General features: G+C 33.8%; 20 protein-coding genes and 1 tRNA gene. 4 read left to right on the plus strand and 17 right to left on the minus strand.

Going from position 1 to position 25,843, the window contains the following annotated elements; genetic code table 11:
* Position 1: 1 nt before the first annotated feature.
* The 5 genes from dnaB to tgt form a co-directional block, all read right to left on the minus strand.
* Positions 2-1,543, minus strand: a complete 1,542-nt coding sequence (gene dnaB / locus VP395_RS13675; RefSeq protein ID WP_346242580.1) for a replicative DNA helicase — start codon at positions 1,541-1,543, stop codon at positions 2-4.
* A 169-nt stretch (positions 1,544-1,712) separates the two neighbouring features.
* A complete protein-coding gene (locus VP395_RS13680; RefSeq protein WP_346242581.1) occupies positions 1,713-2,666 on the minus strand; it encodes an acetyl-CoA carboxylase carboxyltransferase subunit alpha in 954 nt (317 codons plus the stop codon).
* 159 nt (positions 2,667-2,825) lie between these two features.
* Complete coding sequence (locus VP395_RS13685) at positions 2,826-3,722, minus strand: DMT family transporter (RefSeq protein ID WP_346242582.1); 897 nt, start codon at positions 3,720-3,722, stop codon at positions 2,826-2,828.
* Entirely contained in the window at positions 3,709-4,791 is a 1,083-nt protein-coding gene (locus tag VP395_RS13690; protein WP_346242583.1) for an LptF/LptG family permease, read from the minus strand. The genes VP395_RS13685 and VP395_RS13690 overlap by 14 nt, the downstream gene beginning before the upstream one ends.
* 43 nt (positions 4,792-4,834) lie before the next feature.
* Positions 4,835-5,965, minus strand: coding sequence for a tRNA guanosine(34) transglycosylase Tgt (gene tgt / locus VP395_RS13695; protein ID WP_346242584.1), 1,131 nt, complete (start codon positions 5,963-5,965; stop codon positions 4,835-4,837).
* A gap of 304 nt (positions 5,966-6,269) precedes the next feature.
* Between tgt and VP395_RS13700 the strand changes: the two genes are divergently transcribed.
* Positions 6,270-6,872: an outer membrane beta-barrel protein gene (locus VP395_RS13700; protein ID WP_346242585.1), complete on the plus strand. Its 603-nt coding sequence runs from the start codon at positions 6,270-6,272 to the stop codon at positions 6,870-6,872.
* A 67-nt stretch (positions 6,873-6,939) separates the two neighbouring features.
* On the opposite strand, the gene VP395_RS13705 is transcribed toward VP395_RS13700, so the two are convergent.
* A complete protein-coding gene (locus tag VP395_RS13705) occupies positions 6,940-7,998 on the minus strand; it encodes an FKBP-type peptidyl-prolyl cis-trans isomerase (RefSeq protein WP_346242586.1) in 1,059 nt (352 codons plus the stop codon).
* A gap of 247 nt (positions 7,999-8,245) precedes the next feature.
* Here VP395_RS13705 and VP395_RS13710 point away from each other — a divergent pair, with 247 nt between their 5' ends.
* Positions 8,246-8,641 (plus strand): RNA-binding S4 domain-containing protein, encoded by a 396-nt coding sequence (locus VP395_RS13710; protein ID WP_346242587.1) that lies wholly within the window; start codon positions 8,246-8,248, stop codon positions 8,639-8,641.
* A gap of 84 nt (positions 8,642-8,725) precedes the next feature.
* Complete coding sequence (locus VP395_RS13715) at positions 8,726-9,229, plus strand: phosphoribosyltransferase family protein (RefSeq protein WP_346242588.1); 504 nt, start codon at positions 8,726-8,728, stop codon at positions 9,227-9,229.
* Here the strand turns inward: VP395_RS13715 and VP395_RS13720 are convergent.
* Positions 9,221-9,742 (minus strand): shikimate kinase, encoded by a 522-nt coding sequence (locus VP395_RS13720; RefSeq protein WP_346242589.1) that lies wholly within the window; start codon positions 9,740-9,742, stop codon positions 9,221-9,223. The genes VP395_RS13715 and VP395_RS13720 overlap by 9 nt on opposite strands.
* Before the next feature lie 145 nt (positions 9,743-9,887).
* On the opposite strand from VP395_RS13720, the gene VP395_RS13725 reads away from it, so the two are divergent.
* Positions 9,888-9,963: transfer RNA gene (locus tag VP395_RS13725), tRNA-Lys, on the plus strand.
* A gap of 274 nt (positions 9,964-10,237) precedes the next feature.
* Here the strand turns inward: VP395_RS13725 and VP395_RS13730 are convergent.
* From VP395_RS13730 to VP395_RS13775, 10 genes are all read right to left on the minus strand, one after another.
* The gene (locus VP395_RS13730) at positions 10,238-11,995 is read right to left on the minus strand and encodes a sodium:solute symporter family transporter (protein WP_346242590.1); all 1,758 of its coding nucleotides are present in this window, start codon (positions 11,993-11,995) and stop codon (positions 10,238-10,240) included.
* A gap of 11 nt (positions 11,996-12,006) precedes the next feature.
* Entirely contained in the window at positions 12,007-13,146 is a 1,140-nt protein-coding gene (locus VP395_RS13735) for a Gfo/Idh/MocA family protein (protein WP_346242591.1), read from the minus strand.
* A 151-nt stretch (positions 13,147-13,297) separates the two neighbouring features.
* Positions 13,298-13,732 (minus strand): RbsD/FucU domain-containing protein, encoded by a 435-nt coding sequence (locus VP395_RS13740; RefSeq protein ID WP_346242592.1) that lies wholly within the window; start codon positions 13,730-13,732, stop codon positions 13,298-13,300.
* Positions 13,733-13,854: 122 nt separating this feature from the next.
* Complete coding sequence (locus tag VP395_RS13745; protein WP_346242593.1) at positions 13,855-14,625, minus strand: SDR family NAD(P)-dependent oxidoreductase; 771 nt, start codon at positions 14,623-14,625, stop codon at positions 13,855-13,857.
* Positions 14,626-14,864: 239 nt separating this feature from the next.
* The gene (locus VP395_RS13750) at positions 14,865-15,575 is read right to left on the minus strand and encodes a FadR/GntR family transcriptional regulator (RefSeq protein WP_346242594.1); all 711 of its coding nucleotides are present in this window, start codon (positions 15,573-15,575) and stop codon (positions 14,865-14,867) included.
* A gap of 180 nt (positions 15,576-15,755) precedes the next feature.
* Positions 15,756-17,087, minus strand: a complete 1,332-nt coding sequence (locus tag VP395_RS13755; protein ID WP_346242595.1) for a RagB/SusD family nutrient uptake outer membrane protein — start codon at positions 17,085-17,087, stop codon at positions 15,756-15,758.
* 19 nt (positions 17,088-17,106) lie between these two features.
* Positions 17,107-20,289, minus strand: coding sequence for a SusC/RagA family TonB-linked outer membrane protein (locus VP395_RS13760; RefSeq protein ID WP_346242596.1), 3,183 nt, complete (start codon positions 20,287-20,289; stop codon positions 17,107-17,109).
* Positions 20,290-20,882: 593 nt separating this feature from the next.
* The gene (gene manD, locus VP395_RS13765) at positions 20,883-22,100 is read right to left on the minus strand and encodes a D-mannonate dehydratase ManD (protein ID WP_346242597.1); all 1,218 of its coding nucleotides are present in this window, start codon (positions 22,098-22,100) and stop codon (positions 20,883-20,885) included.
* 33 nt (positions 22,101-22,133) lie between these two features.
* Complete coding sequence (locus VP395_RS13770) at positions 22,134-24,467, minus strand: chondroitinase-B domain-containing protein (RefSeq protein ID WP_346242598.1); 2,334 nt, start codon at positions 24,465-24,467, stop codon at positions 22,134-22,136.
* 71 nt (positions 24,468-24,538) lie between these two features.
* Positions 24,539-25,813 carry an Nramp family divalent metal transporter gene (locus tag VP395_RS13775; protein WP_346242599.1) on the minus strand — a complete coding sequence of 425 codons (1,275 nt, stop codon included), beginning with the start codon at positions 25,811-25,813 and terminating at the stop codon, positions 24,539-24,541.
* Between the last annotated feature and the right edge of the window lie 30 nt (positions 25,814-25,843).

Here is a 25,843-nt window from a genome sequence, read left to right on the forward strand (position 1 = left end):
TTTAAAACGGTACGTCGTTATCATCATCGTCGTTAAACGAACTACCAAAAGCTTGGTCTGGGCTTGCTTTAAAGTTATCAGATTTAAACGTATCATCATTTGAAGCTGCATTCATTTTAGAATGGAACTCGAACGGCGAATCGAAATCATCTAAATTATCGAACTTACCTAAATGCCCAATAAATTTCAAACGAATGTTTTCCAAACCACCATTACGGTGTTTTGCTACAATAAATTCACCTTGACCTTCGGTTGGAGAACGTTCTTCATCATCCCATTCATCAATTTTATAATATTCGGGTCTATAAATAAAACTTACAATATCAGCATCTTGCTCAATTGCTCCAGATTCACGTAAATCTGAAAGTAACGGCCGCTTGCTGCCCCCGCGTGTTTCAACAGCACGCGATAATTGCGACAGTGCTATAACAGGAACGTTCAATTCTTTTGCCAACGCTTTTAAGTTTCTAGAAATCATCGAGATTTCTTGCTCACGGTTTCCGCCATGGTTACTTCCACCCGTCATTAATTGCAAATAATCAATCATGATAAGTTTAATACCATGTTGTGATGATAATCGGCGTGCTTTTGCCCGTAAATCGAAAATAGAAAGCGATGGTGTATCATCTATAAATAAAGGTGCTTTTTCAAGACCTTTTACCTTCACGTTTAGTTGTTCCCACTCGTGTTTTTCAAGTTTTCCGGTTCTTAATTTTTCCGAAGACAATCCCGTTTCACTAGAAATTAAACGGGTAATTAATTGTACCGAAGCCATCTCTAACGAGAAAAATGCCACGGGTATGTTTTGATCAACCGCAATATTTCTAGCCATAGATAAAGTTAATGCCGTTTTACCCATACCAGGACGTGCAGCAATAATAATTAAATCAGATGGTTGCCAACCCGATGTTAATTTATCTAATTTATTAAACCCTGTGGGAATACCACTAAGCCCTTCCTTATTTGAAATTTCTTCAATTTTCTTTTTTGCTTGAATCACTAAATCTTGTGCCGTTTCACTCGATTTTTTAATATTTCCTTGAGTAACTTCGTATAATTTTGATTCGGCTTGATCTAATAAATCGAAAACATCTTTGGTTTCATCATAAGAATCTTCAATAATTTCACTTGAAATTTTAATTAAACTACGCTGGATGAATTTTTGCAAAATGATACGTGCATGAAACTCTATATGTGCCGAAGAAGATACTTTTTGGGTTAAAGAAATAAGGTAAAAATCGCCTCCAGCCAGTTCTAACTTAGAGTTTTTCTTTAACTGTGTTGAAACGGTTAATAAGTCGATTGGTTCGCTATTCTCAAACAACTGAAAAATAGCACTAAATATATGCTGATGTGCTTCTTTATAAAAAGCGTCCGGACTTAAAATATCGATAACCTCATCGACACCTTTTTTATCAATCATCATCGCACCTAACACAACTTCTTCTAAATCAAGCGCTTGAGGTGGTATTTTTCCCTTCTCAAGACTGATAAGTGTGCTTTTGTCTACTTTAAATCCTCTAATTTGGTCGGGTTGTTTCATAACTGCGAAAGTAACTAAAAAGAACTTGTTTTTAAACAGAAAACAACTTATGATTGTTAACTAGTCTTCAACAATCTAACTGTTAATAACTTATAAATATTGTCAATAACACAAAAAAAATCTGAAGTTTAAAGCTTCAGATTTTTTACTAGTATGATTATTAAACGTGTTAGCCTTTAAATACGCCCATTTGGGAATATTTTTCCATTCGTTTTGCAACTAAATCTTTTGGTGATAAGTTTTTAAGCTCTTCAAAATTTTTGGTAATGGCATTACTAACCGCTGCAAATGTTTTTTCTCTGTCTCTATGTGCACCGCCAAGAGGTTCTTTTATAATTTCGTCAACTAACTTCTGCTTTTTCATATCGGTAGCTGTTAATTTTAAGGCATCGGCAGCTTGTTCTTTAAACTCCCAACTACGCCATAAAATAGATGAACACGATTCTGGTGAAATTACAGAATACCAAGTGTTTTCAAGCATTAAAACCACATCTCCAACACCAATACCCAATGCACCGCCTGAAGCACCTTCACCCACGATAATGGTAATGATTGGCACACTTAAACGGGTCATTTCTAAAATATTTCTAGCAATGGCTTCTCCTTGTCCGCGTTCTTCAGCTTCCAACCCTGGAAATGCACCTGGAGTATCAATAAGGGTTACTACCGGTATGCCAAATTTTTCAGCAGATTTCATTAAACGAAGCGCTTTTCTATACCCTTCTGGGTTTGCCATTCCAAAATTTCTGTATTGGCGTGTTTTAGTATTGTATCCTTTTTGCTGTCCAATGAACATAAAACTTTGGCCACCAATTTTTCCTAAACCACCAATCATGGCTTTATCATCTTTAAAGCTTCTGTCACCATGTAGCTCCAAGAAAGATTCACCACAAATAGCACGAATATAATCTAAAACATACGGTCTATCTGGATGGCGAGACATTTGTACACGTTGCCAAGGCGTTAGGTTTTTATAAATCTCTTTTTGAGTGGCAGCTAATTTTTTTTCAATATTAGTACATGTTTCTGTAACATCTACTTCGCTCTCTTCACCAATAACTTTGCATTTCTGTAATTGGTCTTCAAGTTCTTTTATTGGTAGTTCAAATTCTAAATATTCCATAAGAATTTTGTTTTGGCTATTAATCTTAAGTTAGTGTACAAACCTACATATTTTTTCATTTTAAAATAAGTAAAATCTAAAAATGTTGGTTCTCTTTTACTTCTTTACAAAAGTAAGCATTCTAAAAGAGAATATAAAAACTTTAATTTTGATATGAGTTTAAGAATACTTTCTTTTTAACAATCTTATATTTTTCAAAATAGCATTTAGTAAAACAGTGGTAATAACCACAACAGCTCCATAATAAAAAGACGTACTCATATGTTCCTTTTCAGGGAACAAAAAAATGGCCATAAAAATACCGTAAATAGGCTCCATATTATAGCTTAAAACAACAGTATATGGACTAATAACTTTCATAACATACACCGCAGCAATAAATGCATAAGCAGTACAAATAGAGGCTAAAATAAAAAGGTAACTAAAATCTTGAACACTTAAATTAAAGAATTCTGATGAAAAACCACCTCCAAAAATTAAAATATAAATAGATATGAATAAAACACCGCTTAAAAATTCATAAAACGAAATAATTGTTGCGGTGTGTTCTTTTAGAAATTTGCCGTTTAAAACTGCAAAAAGTGATGATAAAAAGGCCGATGTAATTCCTAAAATGATGCCGTTTATATACTTTAATTCACTTTTAGTGATTATAAAAACACCAATTACTACGATGATTCCGAACAAGATTTCGTACCAAATAATGCGGCGCTTATAAATGATGGGTTCTATTAACGATGCAAAAAATGCACCACAAGAAAACATAGCAAGTGTTATGGATACGTTTGAAGCATCTATGGCTCCAAAAAAGGTAATCCAATGCAAAGCTATAATGATACCAGCAACCGATAATCTAAGAATAGATTTAGGATTGATTTTGACATCTATCTTGGCCATTTTAACATAAACAAATATTAAAATAGATGCCATTACCATTCTAAACCAAACTAATGGAACGGCTGTAATAGTAATCAATTCACCTAAAATAGCAGTAAAACCAGCTATAAAAACTAAGAAGTGAAGATGTAGATGATTTTTTAGCTTAACGTTTAGCATTGCGCAGAAGGAAAATAGCTAGAATACCAAAAATAACATTAGGAAACCAAACCGCTATTAGTGGTGAAAAATCGGATTGTTCTGCCATAACACCAAAAATTTTATCGAAAAACACAAAAACCATGGCAATACAAATACCTACTGCCAAGTTAACCCCCATACCTCCTCGACGTTTTATAGAAGACACAGCTACAGCTATAATGGTTAAAATAAACACGGAAACTGGTAAACTCCATTTTCGGTACAATACTAATTTAAACCGCCCAACATTTGAAGACCCCCTCGCTTCTTCTTTGGCTATAAATTGTTTTAAATCGCCATACATTTTGGTTTCTGCAGCATAAATTACAGGAATTAAATCATCCACATCAAAAGAAAAAAGTGTGTCTTTGGTTGCGATAATATCTAATTCATCTTCATTTGCACCTATATTTCGCTTAACATAGTTGGTTAATCTATAGGTAGTATCTTCTTCAATATATTTAATATTATTGGCTGTAATTTTATACTTTAGTTTATTCTTTTCAAAATGCTCTAAAGTAAAATTACTACCATTTTTATTTGCTACATCAAAACTACTAACATAAATAATATCATTGTCATTAATTTGCCTGAAAACGTTTTGGTCTGTTTCCTCAAAAGCTGTTTTTCCCTTTTTAAGATATTTATAAGTAAAATCGTTAAAGCCTTCGCTGGCTTTTGGCGCTAAATAAAGTCCTAGCACAATAGACAGTAAAGCCACTACGGTGGCACCAATCATGTATGGGCGTAAAAATCTAGAAAACGAAACACCTGAACTTAAAAAGGCTATAATTTCGGTGTTATTGGCCAATTTTGATGTAAACCATATAACCGACAAGAATAAAAATAGAGGAAACAGTAAGTGCGCAAAATAGATGGTGAAATTGTAAAAATAAACAAGCACTTCACCAATTGGCACTTCATTTTCTAAAATTCTACCAATTTTTTCAGCAAGATGCACTGTTATTCCAATAGGAATAAACAGTAACAACATCATAGAAAATGTAAATAAATAACGCTTTAATATGTACCAGTCTAGTATTTTCAATTTGGTTTTAGGTGTTGGTTTTAGGTGAAATAACTTTTAGCTTTTATAATCTATTATCCATTTGTTTTACCATTTGGTCTTTCCAAGTTCTAAAATCGCCTGCTAATATATGTTTTCTTGCTTCGCGAACCAACCACAAATAAAATCCTAAATTGTGAATGGTGGCTATTTGTTTTCCTAATAATTCATTAACCGTAAATAAATGCCTTAAGTAAGCTTTGGTATATTCAGTATCTACAAAGGTTATTCCCATGTCATCAACCGGAGAAAAATCGGCTTCCCATTTTTTGTTTTTAATGTTTATGGTTCCTTGTGCTGTAAACAGCATTCCGTTTCTGGCATTTCGTGTTGGCATCACACAATCAAACATATCTATACCCAAGGCTATATTTTCTAAAATATTTATGGGTGTACCAACGCCCATTAAATAACGGGGTTTATCTTCAGGTAAAATTTCGGTTACCACTTCAGTCATGGCATACATTTCTTCGGCAGGTTCACCAACAGAAAGTCCACCAATTGCATTGCCAACAGCGCCTGCATTGGCTATATATTCAGCAGATTGCTTGCGTAAATCTTTATAAGTACTTCCTTGTATGATAGGAAAAAACGCTTGGTTGTAATCGTATTTTAAAGATGTTTTTTCCAAATGATTGATGCATCTATCTAACCAACGATGTGTCATGTGCATCGAGCGTTTTGCATAGTTATAATCGCATGGATATGGAGTACATTCATCGAATGCCATTATAATATCAGCACCAATAGAGCGTTGAATTTCCATCACATTTTCGGGTGTAAACGTATGATAACTCCCATCTATATGCGATTTAAACTTCACACCTTCTTCTTTAATTTTTCTATTTGCTGAAAGCGAATACACTTGATAGCCACCTGAGTCGGTTAAAATGTTTCGATCCCAATTCATAAATTTATGAAGTCCACCTGCCTTTTCTATAATGTGTGTTTGCGGACGCAAGTATAAATGATAGGTATTCCCTAGAATAATATCTGGATTAATATCATCTTTTAACTCACGCTGATGCACCCCTTTTACAGTTCCTACAGTACCAACTGGCATAAAAATAGGTGTTTCAATCACGCCATGATCGGTAGTTACTGTCCCTGCTCTTGCTTTACTTTGGGTGTCTTTCGCTTTTAATTCAAACTTCATTTAGTGATTTTATCTCTTTTATAATTTGGCTATAAATAATATAAATAGCACTTTGGTTGGCAAAGATAATTAACTGAAAAATGATATTGATTGTAATGAAAAGAAAATAATTCGCTTTTGGCAGCGTTTTTGATTACATGTGAATATCTAATTTCAATGATTATATAATTTGAGTCTATTTGTAGATACTAAGCTCATTTATATTATATAAAAAACTAGAAGAATTATATAACATCTAAAGATGCAGGATTATATATTTTTGGAAGAAGTAAAAAAAACTCAAGTCTAATTAAAAAAGAAAATTATGAAACATTTAAAAAGCAAGTTGAATGCTAGCAAAAAAACAGTTTTACTAGCTTTATTTTTAGTATCAACATTATCATATACCTACGCACAAACTGCTACCGGCTTTGGTTTAAAAGGTGGGTTAAACTACAATGCCAATGGTAATTATTTTGAATCTATTGGTGATAATGCCCAACACCCCGACAGAAATATTGGCTACCATATTGGTATATTTGGAAAAATTGGTACCCAAATTTATTTTAAACCAGAACTTGTATATACAAGTACAAAAAGTGATTACAACGACGATAACTTTAAAATGCAAAAATTGGACGCTCCTTTATTAGTAGGCGTAAAAATAATAGGCCCTCTTAGTGTTTTTGGTGGTCCTTCTCTACAATATATTTTAGACACCGAATTTGATGGTATTTCTATTAATGATGTTGAGGATGAATTTTCGGTAGGATTGAATTTTGGTATTGGTCTTAACCTTAATAAAGTTGGTATCGATTTAAGGTACGAACGTGGTTTTAATGAAAATGAAGCGACCTTTTTAAACAACAATAGTAGAATAGACACAAGACCCGAGCAGTTAATTTTAAGTTTATCTTTAATACTGTAACTATAAATTGCTTAAAACAAAAAACCTCGCTATTAGCGAGGTTTTTTGTTTATATAAAAATTACTAATTAATAGTTTTTGTCTAAATAATCAAACGGTTTTACTCCATCTGTATCTTTAAACGTTATTATAGTACCTGTGTAATCTCCATTTTGTTCTTTTACTATTTTATTTAGAAGTACTTCATTGTAAGCTAAAGGTTCCGACTTTACTTCTTCTAAAGTAGATTTAGTGATTTTACTAATTATAATTTCATTTTTAGTTAAAATACCATCGCCATCATCGTCTAAATCTATGTAATCCGGGGAGTTATCACCATCTGTATTATCATCCGTTACATCTGTTAAATCAAGATAGTTTAATGTAAATTCACCATCACCATTCAAATCTTCTAAATATGAAGGAATACCGTCTCCATCATGGTCGTTTTGAGCCATCTGTAATAATTCAAACTTAAAAATTATTGGAGAATATGCTGGAATTCCAGTAGTAGCACTTGAAAAATAGGCTAAACCTGAAGGTAAAAACATAATACCCAAACCTTTATTCATGTAACTAACGGTCCCATCACCATTTTCAACATAACTTTCTGCAGTATTAAACCCAGGTATAACCTTTCTCCAACCAGGAATTAGTCCAAAAGTAGAAACACCATTCCCTACTAAATCACTATCAAAGGGGTTTACAGAATAATCAAAAACAGCATCATCTAAAGTGAATCCTTCATAATTAAAACGAATCTTATCACTAAACTTAGGGGAATCATTCCCTCCGCCTTGGTTTAATTTAAGTACATAATATTCATAAATAACGTCTTCAAAAGTAATAGTTTCAGGTTCACCAACCGCATCCTTTAATAAGGTATGCCCGTCTGGAATTGGTCCTCCTAATGAAATTTTAGTTAGAACTATATCTGATAAACTTGGATTTGGGTTTGAATCTCCAAAATCACCAGAATTGTAATAATGCGTTAATAAATACTTATCTAAAGAATCTTTATCTTTAAGCTGTTGCTCCGCTCTGTCTCTAACTTCTATAACAACTGGAGTTGGGTCGTCATCTTTTTTACAGGATAACACACCAATGGTTAAACATAACAGATATAGGCTTACTTTTCTTAAATTCATGCGTTTATTTTATTTTTTAAAGGCTGCATGCGAATTCTTTTTTTGGATTTAATTAAATCTTAAAAAGAATGTTTCATTATTCCTTATTTTTGAGCCGCAAGATACAATTTAAATATAATTTTGCATAACAACATTAACGTAGTTTTCATCTGTATATTTTATTTTTTATATGGTCAGATGCAATTCACATAATTAATAATTTATATGGTGAATATTTTTTCATCCATGCTCATTTCACAATAATTATATGCGTATAGATAAGTATTTATGGTGTGTTAGGTATTACAAAACAAGAACAATTGCAACTACCGCTTGCAAAAAAGGGCATGTTCGTGTAAACCAAGAAATTGTAAAACCCAGTAGAGAAGTTTATCCTCAAGATATCATTGAATTAAGAAAAGACCAAATAAACTACAGACTTACTGTAAACGATATTCCTGAAAGTAGAGTTGGTGCTAAATTAGTTGACATCTATAGAACAGATACCACCCCTAAAGAACAATTTGAAGCACAGGAACTTTTAAAATATTCGAAAGATTATTATAGAAAAAAAGGTGTTGGCAGACCTACTAAAAAAGATAGAAGAGATATTGATGGTTTTACCGATGCCCCCACTTTGAAGGATGACGACTCGGAAGAATGATTGCAGATTACAACTTCATTTTGAAAAAGTTAATAGAAATAGGTAAAAATGAGTAATTTTATACTTTAAAACAATGCATCAGATATGAACGTTACAAATAATGTGATATTAAACCACGATGAGATTAACCATAAAATAAGACGTATTGCGTTTCAAATTTATGAAAGCAATGTGAACGAAAATGAGGTTGTTTTAGCTGGTATAGATAGTAATGGCTACATTTTTGCTAAAAAACTAAAAACCGTACTGCAAAAAATATCAGACATCAATCCTATTCTTTGCAAAGTGAGCATTGACAAAAAAAATCCGCATTTGCCTATAAAAACATCTATTCAAGTTGAAGACTACGAAAATAAATCGTTGGTATTGGTTGATGATGTTTTAAATTCTGGTACCACATTAATTTATGGCGTAAAGCATTTTTTAAATGTGCAATTAAAACAATTTAAAACAGCAGTTTTAGTAAATAGAAACCATAAAAAATATCCTGTTAAAGCCGATTTTAAAGGCATTTCACTTTCAACTTCTTTGCATGAGCATGTTAATGTTGTGCTAGATGGCAAAAAGTTTGAAGTTGTTTTAGAATAGCTGAAGGATTAATTCTTCAACAATGTGGCTTTCTGTTTTATTATCTGTAGTTACAGTAGTATTTGCTAAACTATAAAATTGAGACCGCTCAAAAAGATGCTTTCCTATAAACTCAGCTAATAACTCGTCTGTTTCAATATGGGCAATTAATGGGCGTTTGCTCTTTTCATTCTTCAATCGGGTAATTAAAGTAGGGATAGACGCTTTTAAATAGATACTTTTGGTATGGTTAGCACTCAATATCAATTCCATATTATTACTGTAACATGGCGTGCCACCTCCTAAAGACAATACCAAATTGTTTTTAGACTCTAAAAGTTCTCTTAAATAATGGGTTTCTTTTTTTCTGAAATAAATTTCGCCATCTGTTTTAAATATATCACTAATGGTAGATTTTTCGTTTGTTTCAATATAATCATCTAAATCTAAAAATTCATAGTTTAGTTTTTTTGCTAAAATTCTACCTAAAGTTGACTTTCCTGAAGCCATATATCCAATTAAAATTAAAATCATTTAAAGCGTTATAAATTGATTATTAAAAACATACGTTACTAAGGTGCAAAAAAACGAAAATTTCTTTAAAAAAAGCCTTGTTTTATTAAAAATAGGTTTTATATTTGCACCCGCTAACAACAACACGTTGGCAGACAAAAAACAAGACCTGGTAGCTCAGTTGGTAGAGCATTTCACTTTTAATGAAAGGGTCCTGGGTTCGAATCCCAGCCCGGTCACCAAGTAGGATATCATCCGAAATCAAAACCTTGCTAATTGTATGATTAGCAAGGTTTTTTATTTTTAGGAATCATTTTATTTGGATCAAGCCGGATCAAGGATCAATACCAATTATTGTGTATATGCAAAAATTGTAGTTAGTCTAAACAGAAAGAATTCTACATTTTTGACACCTCTGAATTTGGCTTGACCCCAGAACACTTTATTAATAAAGCAATCGAAATAAAAATATAACAGTTAATTTTTTATTATAACTGATTAAATTTTTAAAATCAATTAATTGATTGTTGAAACTTTGATTTTTGCACTACGCCTCAACAAATATCCCATGATGAATATGATTAGTGCACAAATTACAAAAATAATTCTGCCCCAAACTGGGTTTGGAATGAATGCCATAAGCAAAATGCCTGCACTTATTGCCATTACCATATTGCCTAATTTATTTCTTTGCTGGCGGTCAAAATCGTCTTGTTGATCATCTGCAATACAAGGTGTTTGTAAATCCTCAAAAAAGCGATCCGTTTCGACTTTATGTTTATCCTTGGCTTCATTGTAAAACAATGAAGTAGCCCAGAAAAAAGTAGAAGTAATAAATACATGGCCTCCAACCGTTAAAATTATATTCATGTCAATAATTTCTCGTTCGGTAAGTGATTCAATTCCAAACATGGAAGCAAAAACATCTGCGGTAAACACATTCATAACAAACCAAGAAACAAAAAAGCCAACTGCTATTGTAGCCCACGGAGCCCATTCAGGCGTCTTTTTTACAATTATTCCAAGTGCTAATGGTACCATCATTGGCACCTGAACCATAGTTGAAACGGACATCATAAGCTCAAATAAACTGAGCTTTTCTAGCGATGCGAAATATAATGCTGCTGCAATAACGCCTACACCACTAATAAAACTTACCAATTGACTAATTCTTAATAATTTACCATCACTACACTCCTTTTTCTTTTTAGAGATAAAAGGTTGATAAATACTTCTAACAAATATTCCGGCATTTTTATTCAATGCTGAGTCCATTGATGACATGGAAGCGGCAAAAAGAGCTGCCATAAGTAACCCAACGGTACCTATAGGCATGGCGTTCCGAACAAAGACTAAATATACCGCATCTGCGGCCTTGTTGCCTAGTTGTGAAAAGTTTGCTGCTGCATCTGGATATAAGGTAGCTGCTGCCCAAGGTGGAATAAACCAAATAATACTTCCCACTCCCATTAAAATCATAGCTAATAAAGCAGCCTTACGCGCGTTGAAGGAATCTTTTGCATTAAGAAATCGAAACGAATCATGAAGATTCATCATCGTTAAAATCTGTTTTGGTAAAAAGAATATGAACGTTCCGAATAATATTAATGGATAGTTCATATTTGGACCTATGAGAAAGCCTCCTGGAAAATTATCGACCATCTTAATTGGGCCGCCAACTAACACTAAAGCCACCACTGCACAGGCTACTGAGGTAACAGCCACAACTAAAGTCTGAACAAAATCTGAAGCAACAACTCCCCAAGCACCTGATAGTACTGACACAAAAAGTACTGTTAGTCCAATTACAATAATAGTAATGGAGATATCTGCATCGAAAACAGCACTGGTAAAAACTCCAAGAGCATTTAACCAAACTCCTGCATTTAAAAAGGAAAATACAATTAATGCCCAAGCAAAAAATAGTTCATTATTAGAGCCAAATCTCCTCCTTATAGCTTCTGTAGGTGTATCTACTCGCATCTGTTTAAATCGATGAGCGAAGTACACCCATGCGCAATAGAATGCAAAGGTATTGCCAATATACACAGCGACAATAGCAAAACCGTCGGTGAAGGCTTTACCTGCGGCTCCAGTAAATGTCACAGCTGAAAACTGCGCCATAAAAGCGGTTGATCCCACCATCCACCATAGCATTCTTCCACCTCCACGAAAATAATCGCTCGTAGATTTACTTGCCATTCGTGAAAAAATAACACCAATGGCCAGTATTAATAGAAAATAAACACCAATTACTATATAGTCATAAAACATAGTTTTCCTTTTTATTGAAGATGACGAACATCTGTCCAGTTATTATTCTTCCTAATTAAATCAACAAGTTGCTGGTACAGACTGCCTTCTTTAAAGGATTGGTAATGTTCAACTATTTCTCCATTAATATCTTTCACAAACTCCCTAACCAAATAATGCCAATTTCGCTCTGTATCACCAGCAATTTTTGGTTGATTGTCGGCTATGTCTTGAGGTATTGGCAGTTCTTCCCAAGTTTTACTTTCACCATACAAATAAAGTGGCCCCATGCCATAGTGCCCTTCAATGAAAATAGCTCCCTTTGTGCCATAAAAAACAATATGGTTTTCTTGAAATTTGGGATTCAGCCCTCCATGTTTAAACAGTACAGAAACTGGTTTGCTAGCAAATTCACTTTCCAACTGAGCCAACACAGTGTATGACCACTCCACATTACTTTCTCCCCATATAAGCGACGGATCGTTTAAATCTTTTGGAATAAAGTCTCTTCTGGTTTTGAAATTATGCACGCCTTCAACAATAGGCGCTTTCCCTAAATCGTCCCGCACCTCTCCAATTATTGAAAGGATTTTTTCACCAATCACAGACGTTACAATAGATATCATGTGTGTAAAGTTGTTGTTAAGACGACCACCTCCATCTTCTTTTCGGTGTGACCAACCGAATGGAATATCCCGCTCCAAATTAAAATGCGAAATACACTCCACTTCTACAGGTTCACCAATCGCACCATTTGCTACAAGTTGTTTAGCATGCTGAATGTGTGGCATATATCGAAAACTGGAAGCATAGGCTGTTTTTACTTTTTTATTTTGTGATAGTTTGTACAACTCTAATGAAGACGCTCCAGTATCCGTCAATGGCTTATCGCTAAATACATGGCATCCAAACTCAATGGCCTGTTTTATTGGTTCATAATGAGCGCCACCAGGAGTTGCAATAGAAACAATATCTGGTTGGCAATCCTTTAATGCTTGTTGCCAATCTGTGCCAGAATAGGGAATATTCATTTTTTTTGCCACCTTACTTACCACACTTGGCGTTCTACCAACAATACCAACTACCTCAGCACCAGCAGCACGAAATGCAACTGCATGACCTTGACCAGCAAATCCAGTACCAGAAATAAGTACTTTTAATTTATTATTCATTTTTTAAATTGTTATAATTAATTTCAATCATTTTCGGATATAATTGGTAATATGCTTTCTGAAGAACGTAATGCTTATATGAATTAGATTTAATTCAAAAATTAATAATTCTAAACCTATACTTCACCATTCATAAAATGAATTTGATTTTCTAAAAACCACATTCTTCTGCCATTTTAACTACACCGACAGTTAAAATTAAATTAGCAAAGCGTCGCTGTTCTCCTGTTTGAATAATTAATGTGGTAGCAGGTTCCCTGATTTTATCATAGAAAGCCCAGCGTTCCATCTCGTCCCATGTTACATCACCAAGTATTTTTTTATAAGCAGTATGTATTTCTGCGTTTGCTTCAACAGGCTTTTCCATGACGATTGCCCCTTGAACAGGGCATACTTCCAGTATGCCTACAAGTACTGTGATGGCATCTAATAATCCTGGACGAAAATTGAGGTGTACAGTCGTTGAGTTAGGGCCTGTCATAGCACCGACTGGTAAATTTCCGTCTGCAATGACCACTTGGGCAAAATGCCCTGAACGCGCAAGCACTTCCATAATTGTTGGATGTATTACCGGAGTCTTTAACATAAATTTATCTTTAGGACACACAAAAAACTAAGTGCTAAATAGCACCTAGTATTTTATATATCTATTTTAAACGATTAATAGCACATGGTTTAGAGTTTAACCACATGCAATTTTACAACGAACTACATATTATAAACGCCCCCATTGATATCGAGTGTAGCACCAGAGATAAAGCCATCGTATTCTGACGCCAGATATAAAACCGCTCGGGCTACATCATCTGCGTTACCTGCTCGTTGGATTGGAATACCAGCAATTGTTTCAGCTGCAGATTCTTTTGTTGTATGTGTGTTATGAAATGAAGTACCAAGGATAAGGCCTGGAGCAACAGCGTTAACCCTTGTTCCTTGCGGTCCTAATTCTGAAGAGAGTGCTCGTGTAAATGTTAAGATGGCACCTTTGCTTGTAGAGTAAACTAGTGATCCTGGGTGTCCTCCTTTACGCCCAGCGAGCGATGCCAAATTTACAATACTGCTGTTGTCATTTTTTGCTAAATAAGGTGCTGCTGCTCTAGTGACAAACATCATGGATGTAAGATTGATGTCCATAACCTTGTGCCAGAACTCAGCCTCCATTTCGCTCAGCATTTTTCGAGCAACAAGTGAACCTGCGTTGTTGATTAGGATATCCAGACCACCAAAAGCTTGTACTGTCTTTTCAACCAATGCACTTGCATCGGCTTCTTTTGTTAAATCACCACTTATAGCAACAGCCTTTTGCCCTTTGCTTTTAGCATATTCCTTCAATTGTTTCGCGGTTTCATCACTTGAAAAATAGTGGATAGCAACATTGGCTCCACTATCAATAAAGTGTTTGGTTATTGATTCTCCAATTCCTTGAGCGCCAGCGGTTACAATCACATTTTTTCCGCTTAATTTATTATTGTTATTCATGTTTTTTCTATTGTATTTCTATGGCCAAATACAGCTTCCACTTAATCATTATACTGAGTATTAATTACTCATTATAGAAACTTCATATTTTTTCTATATAAATTGTATTAATAATCTTTAGATTTAAAAATTACCCGTTCATCCTTTTTCATTCCTATCATTTAATCGAGATATATAAACCACGACTATAAAGATTGACAAAATTCAAATCGGTGTTATTATTAATCACCAATTTAATACTAGCTTACACCACAATATTCGTACAATAACTTAAAATGCAGCTTCATCCTTTTTTTTGCTAATTTTGGATTTTGACTTTTGATTGCTTCATAAATTTCGGTATGCTCTTTTATTCGCAATTCATCTAAATTATTATAAGCAATGTGGTACTTTTTAAAATCTACAATTATTTGAGGTGTGATGCCTATCATTATTTGATTCATCGTTACATTACCACTCGCTTTTGCTATTGCTAAATGAAATAATAAATCTTCCTGTACAGCATCTTCTCCAGATAATAATTTGGTTTTATGAGCGTCTAATGCTTCTTTTATCCGTTCTAAATCTTCTCCCGTACGTCTTCTAGCTGCTAATCTAACAGCTTTTAATTCTAGTAAAATTCTAGTTTCTACTAACGATTTAAAATCAGGCAAACCAAGACTTATGATATCCTTAACCATTCCATTCATGGCAACTGAACCAATGTTTGCTACAAATGTTCCGCTTTGAGGCATTGATATTAATATACCATAAGATTCTAATTTCAGAATAGCCGTTCGAATACTTCTTCTACTTACACCAAACTTTTCAGCTAATATTCGTTCAGCAGGTAATTTATCCCCTGGTTCCAAATGTTTCTGACTGATTAAACTACTTATCTGAGAAATTAATTTTTTAACTCGATTATTAATTTCCTGATTTTCATTTTTTGAAAGGACATCTAAGTTCATATAAATAATTTAAATTGGTGCACCAGATTGGTTCAGCTAATTTATTAAATTTATTTCATTTCCAAGAACAAACCTCCTTATTAAATATTAGAATTTTAAAGGGTTAACCGACCTAATTCATTCAGGCCGGTCAACCTATAAAAAACTAAACAAACTCAAACTTATAAATTATACTTTTATTTAATAACCCGGATTTTGAGTAATAACTCCATTGGTTGCGGTAACTTCTGAATTTGGAATAGGAAACACATAATAATTACTATTAATGCTTGCTCCCATTTCAGAATCGACAGTACCAGTTCTCACCAAATCAAACCATCTATGTCCTTCCAATGCCAACTCCACTCTTCTCTCCTTAGCAATAGCCGTTTTAACAGTAGCTTGTGTTAATGCAGTACCAACTAAACTGTTCAATCCAGCTCTCGTTCTAATCGGGTTTAATCCTGCCAAAATAGTTGCAGATTGTGCTCCATTTGCATTTGTTGTTTCATTTAAGGCTTCTGCATACATTAGAATAACATCTGTTAATCTCAACTCTATAAAGTCTTGATTAAGAGCTCCAGTATATTTAGAACCTCTACTATTTGCTACATCAACAGTAAGTGCTTTTCTTAAATCTGTACCTCCACCAGCAGCACTACTGGCATCAAAAGCAGCAGTTAAGCGTGGATCTAATGGTGTAGGAGATTTTGTGTCAGCTCCTCTAAACCATGCCTCAAATTCAGTAAATCCATATACATCTGAAACAGAAGTTGAGAATTTAGTTGCAAAAAGGATTTCTCTACTTGCATCTGTTACTACGTTAGCAAAGCTAGGTTCAAAAATAACCCCAGCTCCTGCAGCTCCACTTACAACAGCTGATAGTTCAGTTGCTGCAGCAGCATAATTACCTCTGTGCATATACACTTTTCCTAGAAATCCACGCGCGGCAATTTGAGTTGCGCGTCCACTTGCTCTTAGAGAATTATTCAAACCTGCTATGGCAGCTTGAAAATCTGGAATGATAATATTATCGTAAATGTCGGCAGCCGGTTTTCTAACTAAAATAGACAAATCTGACGTGCTAGGCGAAGGAGACAAATTCACAGGAACATCTCCAAAAGCCATTACCAATTTAAAATAAGATAAAGCTCTTAAAAATTTAGCTTCAGCTACTTCTGTAGGCTTCTCTGAATTATCAATAACGTTATTCGCACTTAAGATAGACTTATATAAATTAAGATAGAATGGACGGAAAAATTGTTCTACCAAATCTCCACCTGCTAAATCCTTATTGTATCTGTCAAATGCAGGAAATGGTTCTTCTCTCATCAACATATTGTCGGCTCTAAAATCGCCCATTAATACTAATGGCGTTGCAGCACCCGTTTGATAGTGATATGCTGCATACAAAACAGGAGTGAAATTACTTAAAGCACTTGATTCAAGCTCTTTAGGTGGCGTTTGATCCAATTCATTATCACATGCTGTTATCAACAGCATTGACACTAATACGATATATATATATTTCATTTTTTTCATTATTTCTTAATTAAAAATTAACATTTACACCGAACGTAAAACTTCTTACAAGCGGGCTCGCACCTTCCTGGTATCCGTAGGTTGTTGGACCTGCGTAACCTGTATTTTCAGTCTCTATCCCTTCAGGGTTAAATGAAGTGTAATTATTGCCCATTATATATAACAAATTGGTAGCTGCCACATATAATCTCATTGAGCCTATACCAACTTTAGTCAAGAAGTCAGGATTAACGGTATAACCTAAAGTTACGTTTCTTAATGCGGTAAAAGAAGCATCTTGAATTCCTGAACCATGTGCGTTTCTGGTCTCCACAAAATGCTTCCCACTAACATCGGCAATTCTATCATTGTTAGCATCAAAATCAGGACGTAATCTGCCTCCAAATTGTGATTTCCAGTAAATTGGGTCGATATTGTAAATTTCTGCTCCTTGAGATCCTTGGAATTGGAATGAAAAATCAAAATTTTTGTAATTCATGTTACTTGAAAGTCCCCAGTAAAAATCTGGAGTAGCCGATCCTAACTTAACATAATCATCCTCATAGGTAATTTGACCATCGTTGTTTTGGTCTACAACATACCATTCTGAACTACCAAATCCAATATTTCTTGATGGATCGGCAATATAGATTGATTCCACCTCACCTGTTACGGCATATCCCCACATTTCACCAACTTCTCCTCCCACGTAATTTCTAAACTCAGGACCTCTACCAGCTGGTCCACCGTAAACTTGTCGAGGTAGTTCGTCAAGGGCACCTAGACTGGTAATTTCGGTATTAACCGTAGATAAGTTAGCATTTATACTCCAAGAAAAATTATCCTTTTGTAATATATTAGCATTTAATTCTAACTCTAAACCAGAACTTTGTACATCCCCACGATTAAGTACAATAGAAGGTGTACCTAAAACTTCTGAAACACTTTGGTTAATCAACATATTGTTAATATCAGACGTATAATAATCTAAACTAAACCTGAAACGGTTATTTAAAAATCCTGTATCAACACCATAATTGGTTTCTTTATTGGTTTGCCAAGTTAAATCAGGATTTGCAACATTTTGTGGAATTAAAAATCCTGTTCCAAAAGCAGTTGGAGCCGTACTTAAAATACTTAATGATTCGTAAGACCCTAAGAAAGATTCTGTCCCTAACGACCCAGTACTAAATCTAGGCTTTAATAAGCTTATCACGTCATTACCATCTAAAAAAGATTCTTTATGCATATTCCATCCTACCGAAACAGCAGGGAATGTTGCGAATTTTTTATTAGCCCCAAAACGAGAGTCACCATCTCTTCTTAATGATACTGATAGTAAATATTTATCGTCATAAGCATAGTTAACTCTACCAAAAATACTTCGTCTTGATCTAGTTTCATCTATTTCTTGAGACACCACATCAGCAGCATTGAAAAATGAATAATTTATTGGCAATCCAAAAGGTACATTCGTTCCTTGTGATGACATTCCTTTGAAATAGGTGTTTTGAAATTCGATACCTACAACAGCAGCCACATCATGTTTATCTGCAAACACTTTTGCGTAGCTTAAAGTCGTCTCACTTAACACAGTTGATTTTTTTACATCAACAATATCTAAATCAGTTTGATTAGAACGTTGTTGACCATCAGATAATTGACCTTCATAAAAGTAAGTTTGATTATTATTTAAATCTGCTCCAAAAACAGTTTTTAAATCTAAACCATCTATAATGCTGAATTGTAAATAAGAACTCATATTAGCAAAATAATTTTTTGCCCACCTACGAGAATTATCAAACTTCGCCGCTACACCTGCATCTCCTGTACCTCCAATACCATTTTGGTTTCTACCATATTGCCAATCGTGAACTATATCACCAGGCTGCAAATTATAGATACTTGTAGGATCAAGACCGATACCTCTATAGTCTTGGTCAAATGTTCTACCAAAATTATTTGCAGTATAACCTGAAGCGAATAATGCCGCTCTCTTTTGATCTAGTTGTTGAACGAAATCAATTGATGCTTGTGTATGGTAAATAGGGCTGATGCTATATGCTCTCAATAAATCCCTCATTTCCCAAGGCACAATATCCTGATGACCGTAGAAACCACTTAAACTCATACCTGCCTTCAACTTGTCGTTCAAATTAGCATCAATATTCATACGTCCAGTAACTTTTTCGAAACCTTGACCCATTACAATACCTTCAGTGTTTAAATAACCAAGAGAAGCAAAAGCTTTAATATTATCAGATCCTCCACTCACACTGAAGTCATGGCTAGTTGAATTACCGTTTTTAAATAGCCAATCTTCTACACTCACAACATCGGGTGCATTTGTGTATGCTTCTAGTCTGTATTGTAATAAACGTGGATCCGTTAAAGAAAGATCGTAAGCATCTGTTTGTAAATCAGCAGCCCATTCTCCAGCGGTCTTAAGCATTTCAATGTCTTTTACATACTTACTTGAAGTACTTGTGTAGGCATTGTAACTAAAATTAAGTTTACCTGATTTTCCTTTTTTAGTGGTTACCAAAATAACCCCATTTGCTCCTCTAGAACCATAAATAGCAGAAGAAGCGGCATCTTTTAACACCTCTAAACTTTCAATATCATTTGGGTTAACAGTTGCTAAATTTCCTGAAATAGGATAACCATCAACAACGATTAGTGGCCCTGAATCACCCGATATAGATGACGCTGCTCTAATTTGAATTTTTGGATCTGAACCTGGCTCACCACTTTGATTTTGAATTCTAACACCTGGCAATTTTCCTGCAAGTGCATCATCCACACGAGCTGCCTGTACTGCAGCAACATCTTCACCACCTATTTTAGCAATAGCTCCTGTAAGATGTGATTTTTTTCTAGTACCATATCCTACTACTACTACCTCATCAAGTTTACTAGCGTCTTCTACCATAACAACGTTAAGCGTTGTTTGATTTGTTATCGTAATAGATTGTTTAATATAACCTAAATACGAAAAATTAAGGACATCTCCTTTTTTAACTTCAATTTGAAATTTTCCATCAAAGTCTGTTGCAGCACCTTTTGTGGTATTGGCTATAATGACATTGACACCTGGAATAGGCATGTTTGCCCCATCTACTACTGTTCCGGATAATTGATATCCACCTTGCGCAAATAATGATATATTCAATATCAGTACTAGCAATAAAATTAGTTTAGTTTTTAAATTCATTTGTGAATTTGTTTTGTTAATTATTTAAATATCCAATGCTATAATTTACATTGTTTTAGAGAAGAAAATCTCATCCATTACATTACAAAATCATAACCTTTCTTTTATAAACTTGTTTTTAGTATTTTTGCAGAAAGCATGATTATGTATAGTATAACATGTCAAATTTTTTACTTCAATCTCACAAGAAGTAATTCACTTAAAGGATAGGTGCACATCTATCCTTTTTTTTTAAGTTGGTTTTATCTTCATATATGAATTAGTTTTATTAGTTTTATTTAGTGTTACAAAATTGTTTTTATACATTTTATTTTGGTACGCCAAACTGGTTTACCAAATTGGTTTTCCAAATATATGTTAAAAAAATGTTATAGCAAAATATTTATTTAATTCATTTAGTGCATTTTATCTAAATACCTTTAATTCGCAAAAAAACAGCTTTGCAACTAACAAAAATTAGTTATTCCGAAAAAAATATTATAATCTATTTTGACAGATAACTTTAGTCTGCTTTTTTTTTATAAAACCCTTAAATTATAAAAAGGAAAAAATTAATCTCTTAAATGAAGATACTACCATTTAATAAGCTTCATTTACCAACTCCATAAAGTACCATCTTCCAATCTAGTAACTGGGAGATAAGATCTTTTATATGGATATTTTTTAGCAGCCTCTTCATTAAAATCAACCCCTAATCCTGGACTGTCTTCAATATATATTTCGCCATCTTTTAGTTTAGCATCATAGCTAAATATCTCATTTAATTCGGGAGTTCCAAAACCCACAAACTCCTGCACTCCAAAATTTGGTGCCCATAAATCTAAATGCATATGTGCCATGAAACAAACGGGAGACAAATCAGGAGCGCCATGAGGTGCCATTCTCACGTGATATAGTAAGGCAAAGTCTGCTAATTTTTTTAATGGTGTTAGTCCGCCGCCATGCGTTACGGCAGTTCTTACAAAATCAATAATTTGATTTTCAATTAAGGGCTTTGCGTCCCAAATGGTGTTAAATTTTTCACCAAGCGCTAATGGTATAGAAGTTTGGTTTCTTATAACTTTATACCCATCCGTATTTTCATAAGTTACGGCATCTTCCAAAAACTTTAAACGATAGGGCTCTAGCATTTTCCCTAATTGTACGGTTTCAATTGGTGTTAATCTACTATGCACATCATGACATAATTCAATATCATAACCAAATTTTTCTCTTGCTCTTTTAAATAATTCTGGAATAAAGTTTAAATATTTTAATGTAGACCAACCATGTTCTGGTGGTAATGGTCTATTTCCCTGTAATTCATAATAATTTTTTTTGTCACCTAAAGTTCCGTAAGTACCTTCTGTACCCGGAATGGTGCATTGTAACCGAACAACCTTGTACCCTTCCTTAATAGCTACTTCTAAACCTTTAAGCACTTCTTCAATCGTTTCACCATTCACATGCGCATACACAGTAACTGCTCTTCTACTTTTTCCTCCTAGTAATTGGTAAACAGGCAAATTGGCAACTTTACCTTTAATGTCCCAAAGTGCCACGTCAATAGCTGCAATTGCCGCTATACTAACAGCACCATTTTGCCAATAGGCACCTTTATATAAATATTGCCAAATATCTTCTATTTGATGTGCGTCTCTACCAATAAGACATGGAATAACGTGTTCTTCCAAGTAAGCAACAACAGCCAACTCTCGACCGTTTAAAGTAGCATCCCCTATTCCGTATAAACCATCGTCCGTTATTATTTTAACAGTAACGAAATTTCGACCCGGACAACAAACAAAAACTTTTATATCTTTTATTTTCATATTGTTTAATTTTTAATCTTTTGAATCACTTTCTTACTTTAAAACACCTAAGTCTAAAGCATCGGTTCCTTTCCCTTTTAAAGGTGAATTTTCTAATAACTTATAGGTTTCTCCATTAAAACCAGGATTCAAATTCCAAAGGTTTTGCACGTTGTACTTTTCATCTCCAGTTACATTAAGCTTATCAGACTCATAAAAATTATTATTCAAAATATTCACTACAGGCTCGCCCACAACTAAATGCATTTTTAAGCCTTTAGTTTTATTGAAAATATTGTTTTCAATGTCAATTACCTGAACGCCGTATAAAGACATAGCTGCTTCATATTTATTTTTACTTCCGAAGCCTACATTATCAAAAACATTATGATCCATTTCTAAAAATGGACCGAAAGTACTTTCGTCTTTTCCGCCTCTGTAAAGTCTTAAAGCAGCACCTTGCACGTCTTTTAAACTGTTATTTTTCATTATAAAATACTCTACATTATATGCTCCAATATCATCAGTTTCGGTATCTAATGCGGCAATGTGACCTGTAATGTTTTTGAATTTTGAATTTTGAATGCTAATAGTATCTGCAAATGTTCCTTTAGCCACTCTTAATACATCAAAAGAATGATTTACAATAAAATTTTCAAAATCACATTTATCAATAAATAATTTATAATTCTCTATCATTGAGTTTTTACTAGTGCTGATCACTGAGTTTCCTGCGTAATCAGGTGAACTTGCACCATCAAATTTTATGTTTTCTAGAGATAAACTTCCGCCATTTTGAATTTCAAAAGCCATCATTCTTTCAAACAAAATGGTTGCTTTTTCGTTTCCTGAAGCTTTAAATGTGAGTGGATGACTAACTTTTACTGCTTTAGTCAACAAATAAGTTTCGCCAGATATTAACTCTATAATATCACCTGGTTTTGAGTTTTTGGCTGCATCAAACAAAGTATTTATACCCGGTTTTGCTTTTACAAGACTCCCTGAATTTAACGCTATATGATTATATGATTTTGAATACCATGAAACCCCTGTATTTTCTTTAGTTGCAATATTTGGACTAATGGTAATTTCATTTTTAATTTTATCGGACTTCGGAATTAAAAACCCTTGATCATTTTTTATTAATTGAATATCTGCGTTTTCAAAACCTCCTGAAATATCAGTCACTTGGTTGTTTCCTAAAATGTTGTTTTCGAATTTAACACCACTTATATCATCATAAACTGTAAACAAATCACTTTTTGATTCATGATAAAAAATATTATTTGAAATTTCTGAAGTTCTTGGTGCTTGACTTCTTTCCGCATCACTACCAGCACACAATTGAATATGGTCGCAATTGATAAACGTGTTGTTATTTACTTTAGAATCTATTACTGGAACATAACGATTAGGTGGCGAATTTGGCACGCCATTCATAATAACAAAAGCGCCTCTAAAACGATAACCTGTTAAGCCAACATGGTAATTATTAATAACCGTTTGTGTTTCATTAATAACACGAACACCTCCTGTACTTGGTTTTCCATTACCTATAAATACATTACCATCTACCATAGTTTCATTTCCATGACGCATGGTTAGAGTACCAGTACACTCAAAAAAAGTATTGTACTTAAAAGTGTTTTTACATGATTTATTTGAAATAATTTCATGCTCGCCGTTAGTTCTATCAAAATAATTAGACTCGACCAAGGTTTTGGAATTTTCCAGTGCATTATGACTGGTTCCAATCCTTAAAGTTTCACCTCCGTTATTTCCATAAGTAGGACGTGGTCCAAAATAATTATGATCTATTTTATGATTGTTTTCAATACTTTCTTTAGTATCTAAACCAACAATCATGGTGACTCCTAAATTCTTTTTCCCAACAATATGGTTGTGGTCTATGCGATTATTTTTTCCGTAGATGGTTATCCAATAATCTTGAACTTGACGCTCTGGATTGTTATAATTATCGATAACGCACTCGGTTAATCGGCAATTGTTAGCTAATTCATTTTTACTTTTTCTAAAAGAAATCACTGCGTTTGTAGGTGTATATCCGTTTTTAAATACGAGCCCTTCAATTACTAAGTATTCACCTGCAATTTGTAAATTCGAAGCACCTTCTAAGGTAACCTTCCCTTTTTCTTCAACAGACAAAGTAATTGGTTTTTCTGGCGTTCCTTTACCTTCAAAAACCAATTCTGCATCTTTCCAAACACCATTGGCTAATGTGATGACATCTCCTGGTTTTGCATTTTTAACAGCCTCGTTAAATTCTGATACGTCTTTTACTAACGGGGTTGTAGACTCATTCTCTTTACAAGAAAATATTGTAATTAAAAAAATTGATATTATTGATAATAATGCTCGTTTTTTCATAATAAAAAATTGGTTTACCAAATTGGTTTACCAATATACTAATATTTTATTGGTAACCAAAAATAAAGTTGTTAAAAGTATTCTGTTAAGGCTATAATGCCATTATAGGATATAGCACATGAGAAAAATAATGCGCAAAAAAGTCCAATATTTACGGGAATGCCTGTTTTGTACTCCTTCATTATTTTTTTAGAATTTACCATTATAATGATGCCTAAAACGACTAGTGGTAATACAAATACATTAAAAACTTGTGATAGAATTTGAATCTCAATAGGATTTGCTCCAAATGCAGGCCCAATTAAAGCTACCACACAAGCTATAGCAGTAATAATTCTAAACTGTTTTGAAGACGTGTCCAGTTCACCAGACTGATAATCGGCAAGTAATAACGGTGCAATTAAAAGACATGGGAAAATTGAAGACAAACCAGCACTTAAAGCTCCAAAAAAGAAAATAGTAACAGCCCATTTACCAGCAACAGGCTCTAATGTATTTGCCATATCTAATACTTGCGTTACTTCTTTGCCTTGATAATACAAAGCCCCTGCTGCTACAGCCATAATGGTTCCACTGATTATAAATATTAAAATTGCCGCTGTAATGGAATCTTTTCTTTGTTGATCTAAGTTTTTAATAGTCCACCCTTTTCCTTTAACAAATAACGGTCGTGATAAAAATGTAGCGGATGCCATAGTGGTACCCACAAATGCAGCAACTAACATTTTACCCCCAGGAACATCTGGAATTGTAGGTATTAATCCTTTTACAACATCTAATGGAAGTGGTTGCACAAAACATAGTGAAAGTACAAACGAGAACCCCATTAGGGTTACAAAAATGACTAATATCTTTTCGAAAAAAGTATACTTACCAACTAACATTAATAGATAAAAAGTAACAATAATTATAATAGCAGTAATTAATACAGTTTCATATTTAAAGGCACTTAATCCATCAAAATTGACAGCTAATATTTCAAAAATAATATTCGCTGAAATCCCTAAGATTCCCATTAAAGAATTCCATTGTCCAAATGTGACACCTACAATTATTAATATGGCTAAAGCTTTACCATATTTTAAATGTTTTTTAAATGCGAAGAGTGCAGTTTCCCCTGTAATTAATCCAAAATTTCCATAAGCAAACATCAGGATTCCGGAGAATATACAACTTAACAAAAGCACCCAAAGTAATTGCATATTAAATTTGCTTCCAGCAACAATCATTGAGGTTACGCTTCCGGTTCCAATAGTATAGCCTATGGCAAAAATACCAGGGCCAAAACTTAAAACTAATGCAATGATTTTTTTTAATAACGAGATTTTCTGTTTTGATTCTGACATAGTTTAAGCCTTTATTTAGTTGGTTGGTGG

The organism is Mariniflexile soesokkakense, assembly GCF_039650365.1.
Taxonomy (GTDB): domain Bacteria; phylum Bacteroidota; class Bacteroidia; order Flavobacteriales; family Flavobacteriaceae; genus Mariniflexile; species Mariniflexile soesokkakense.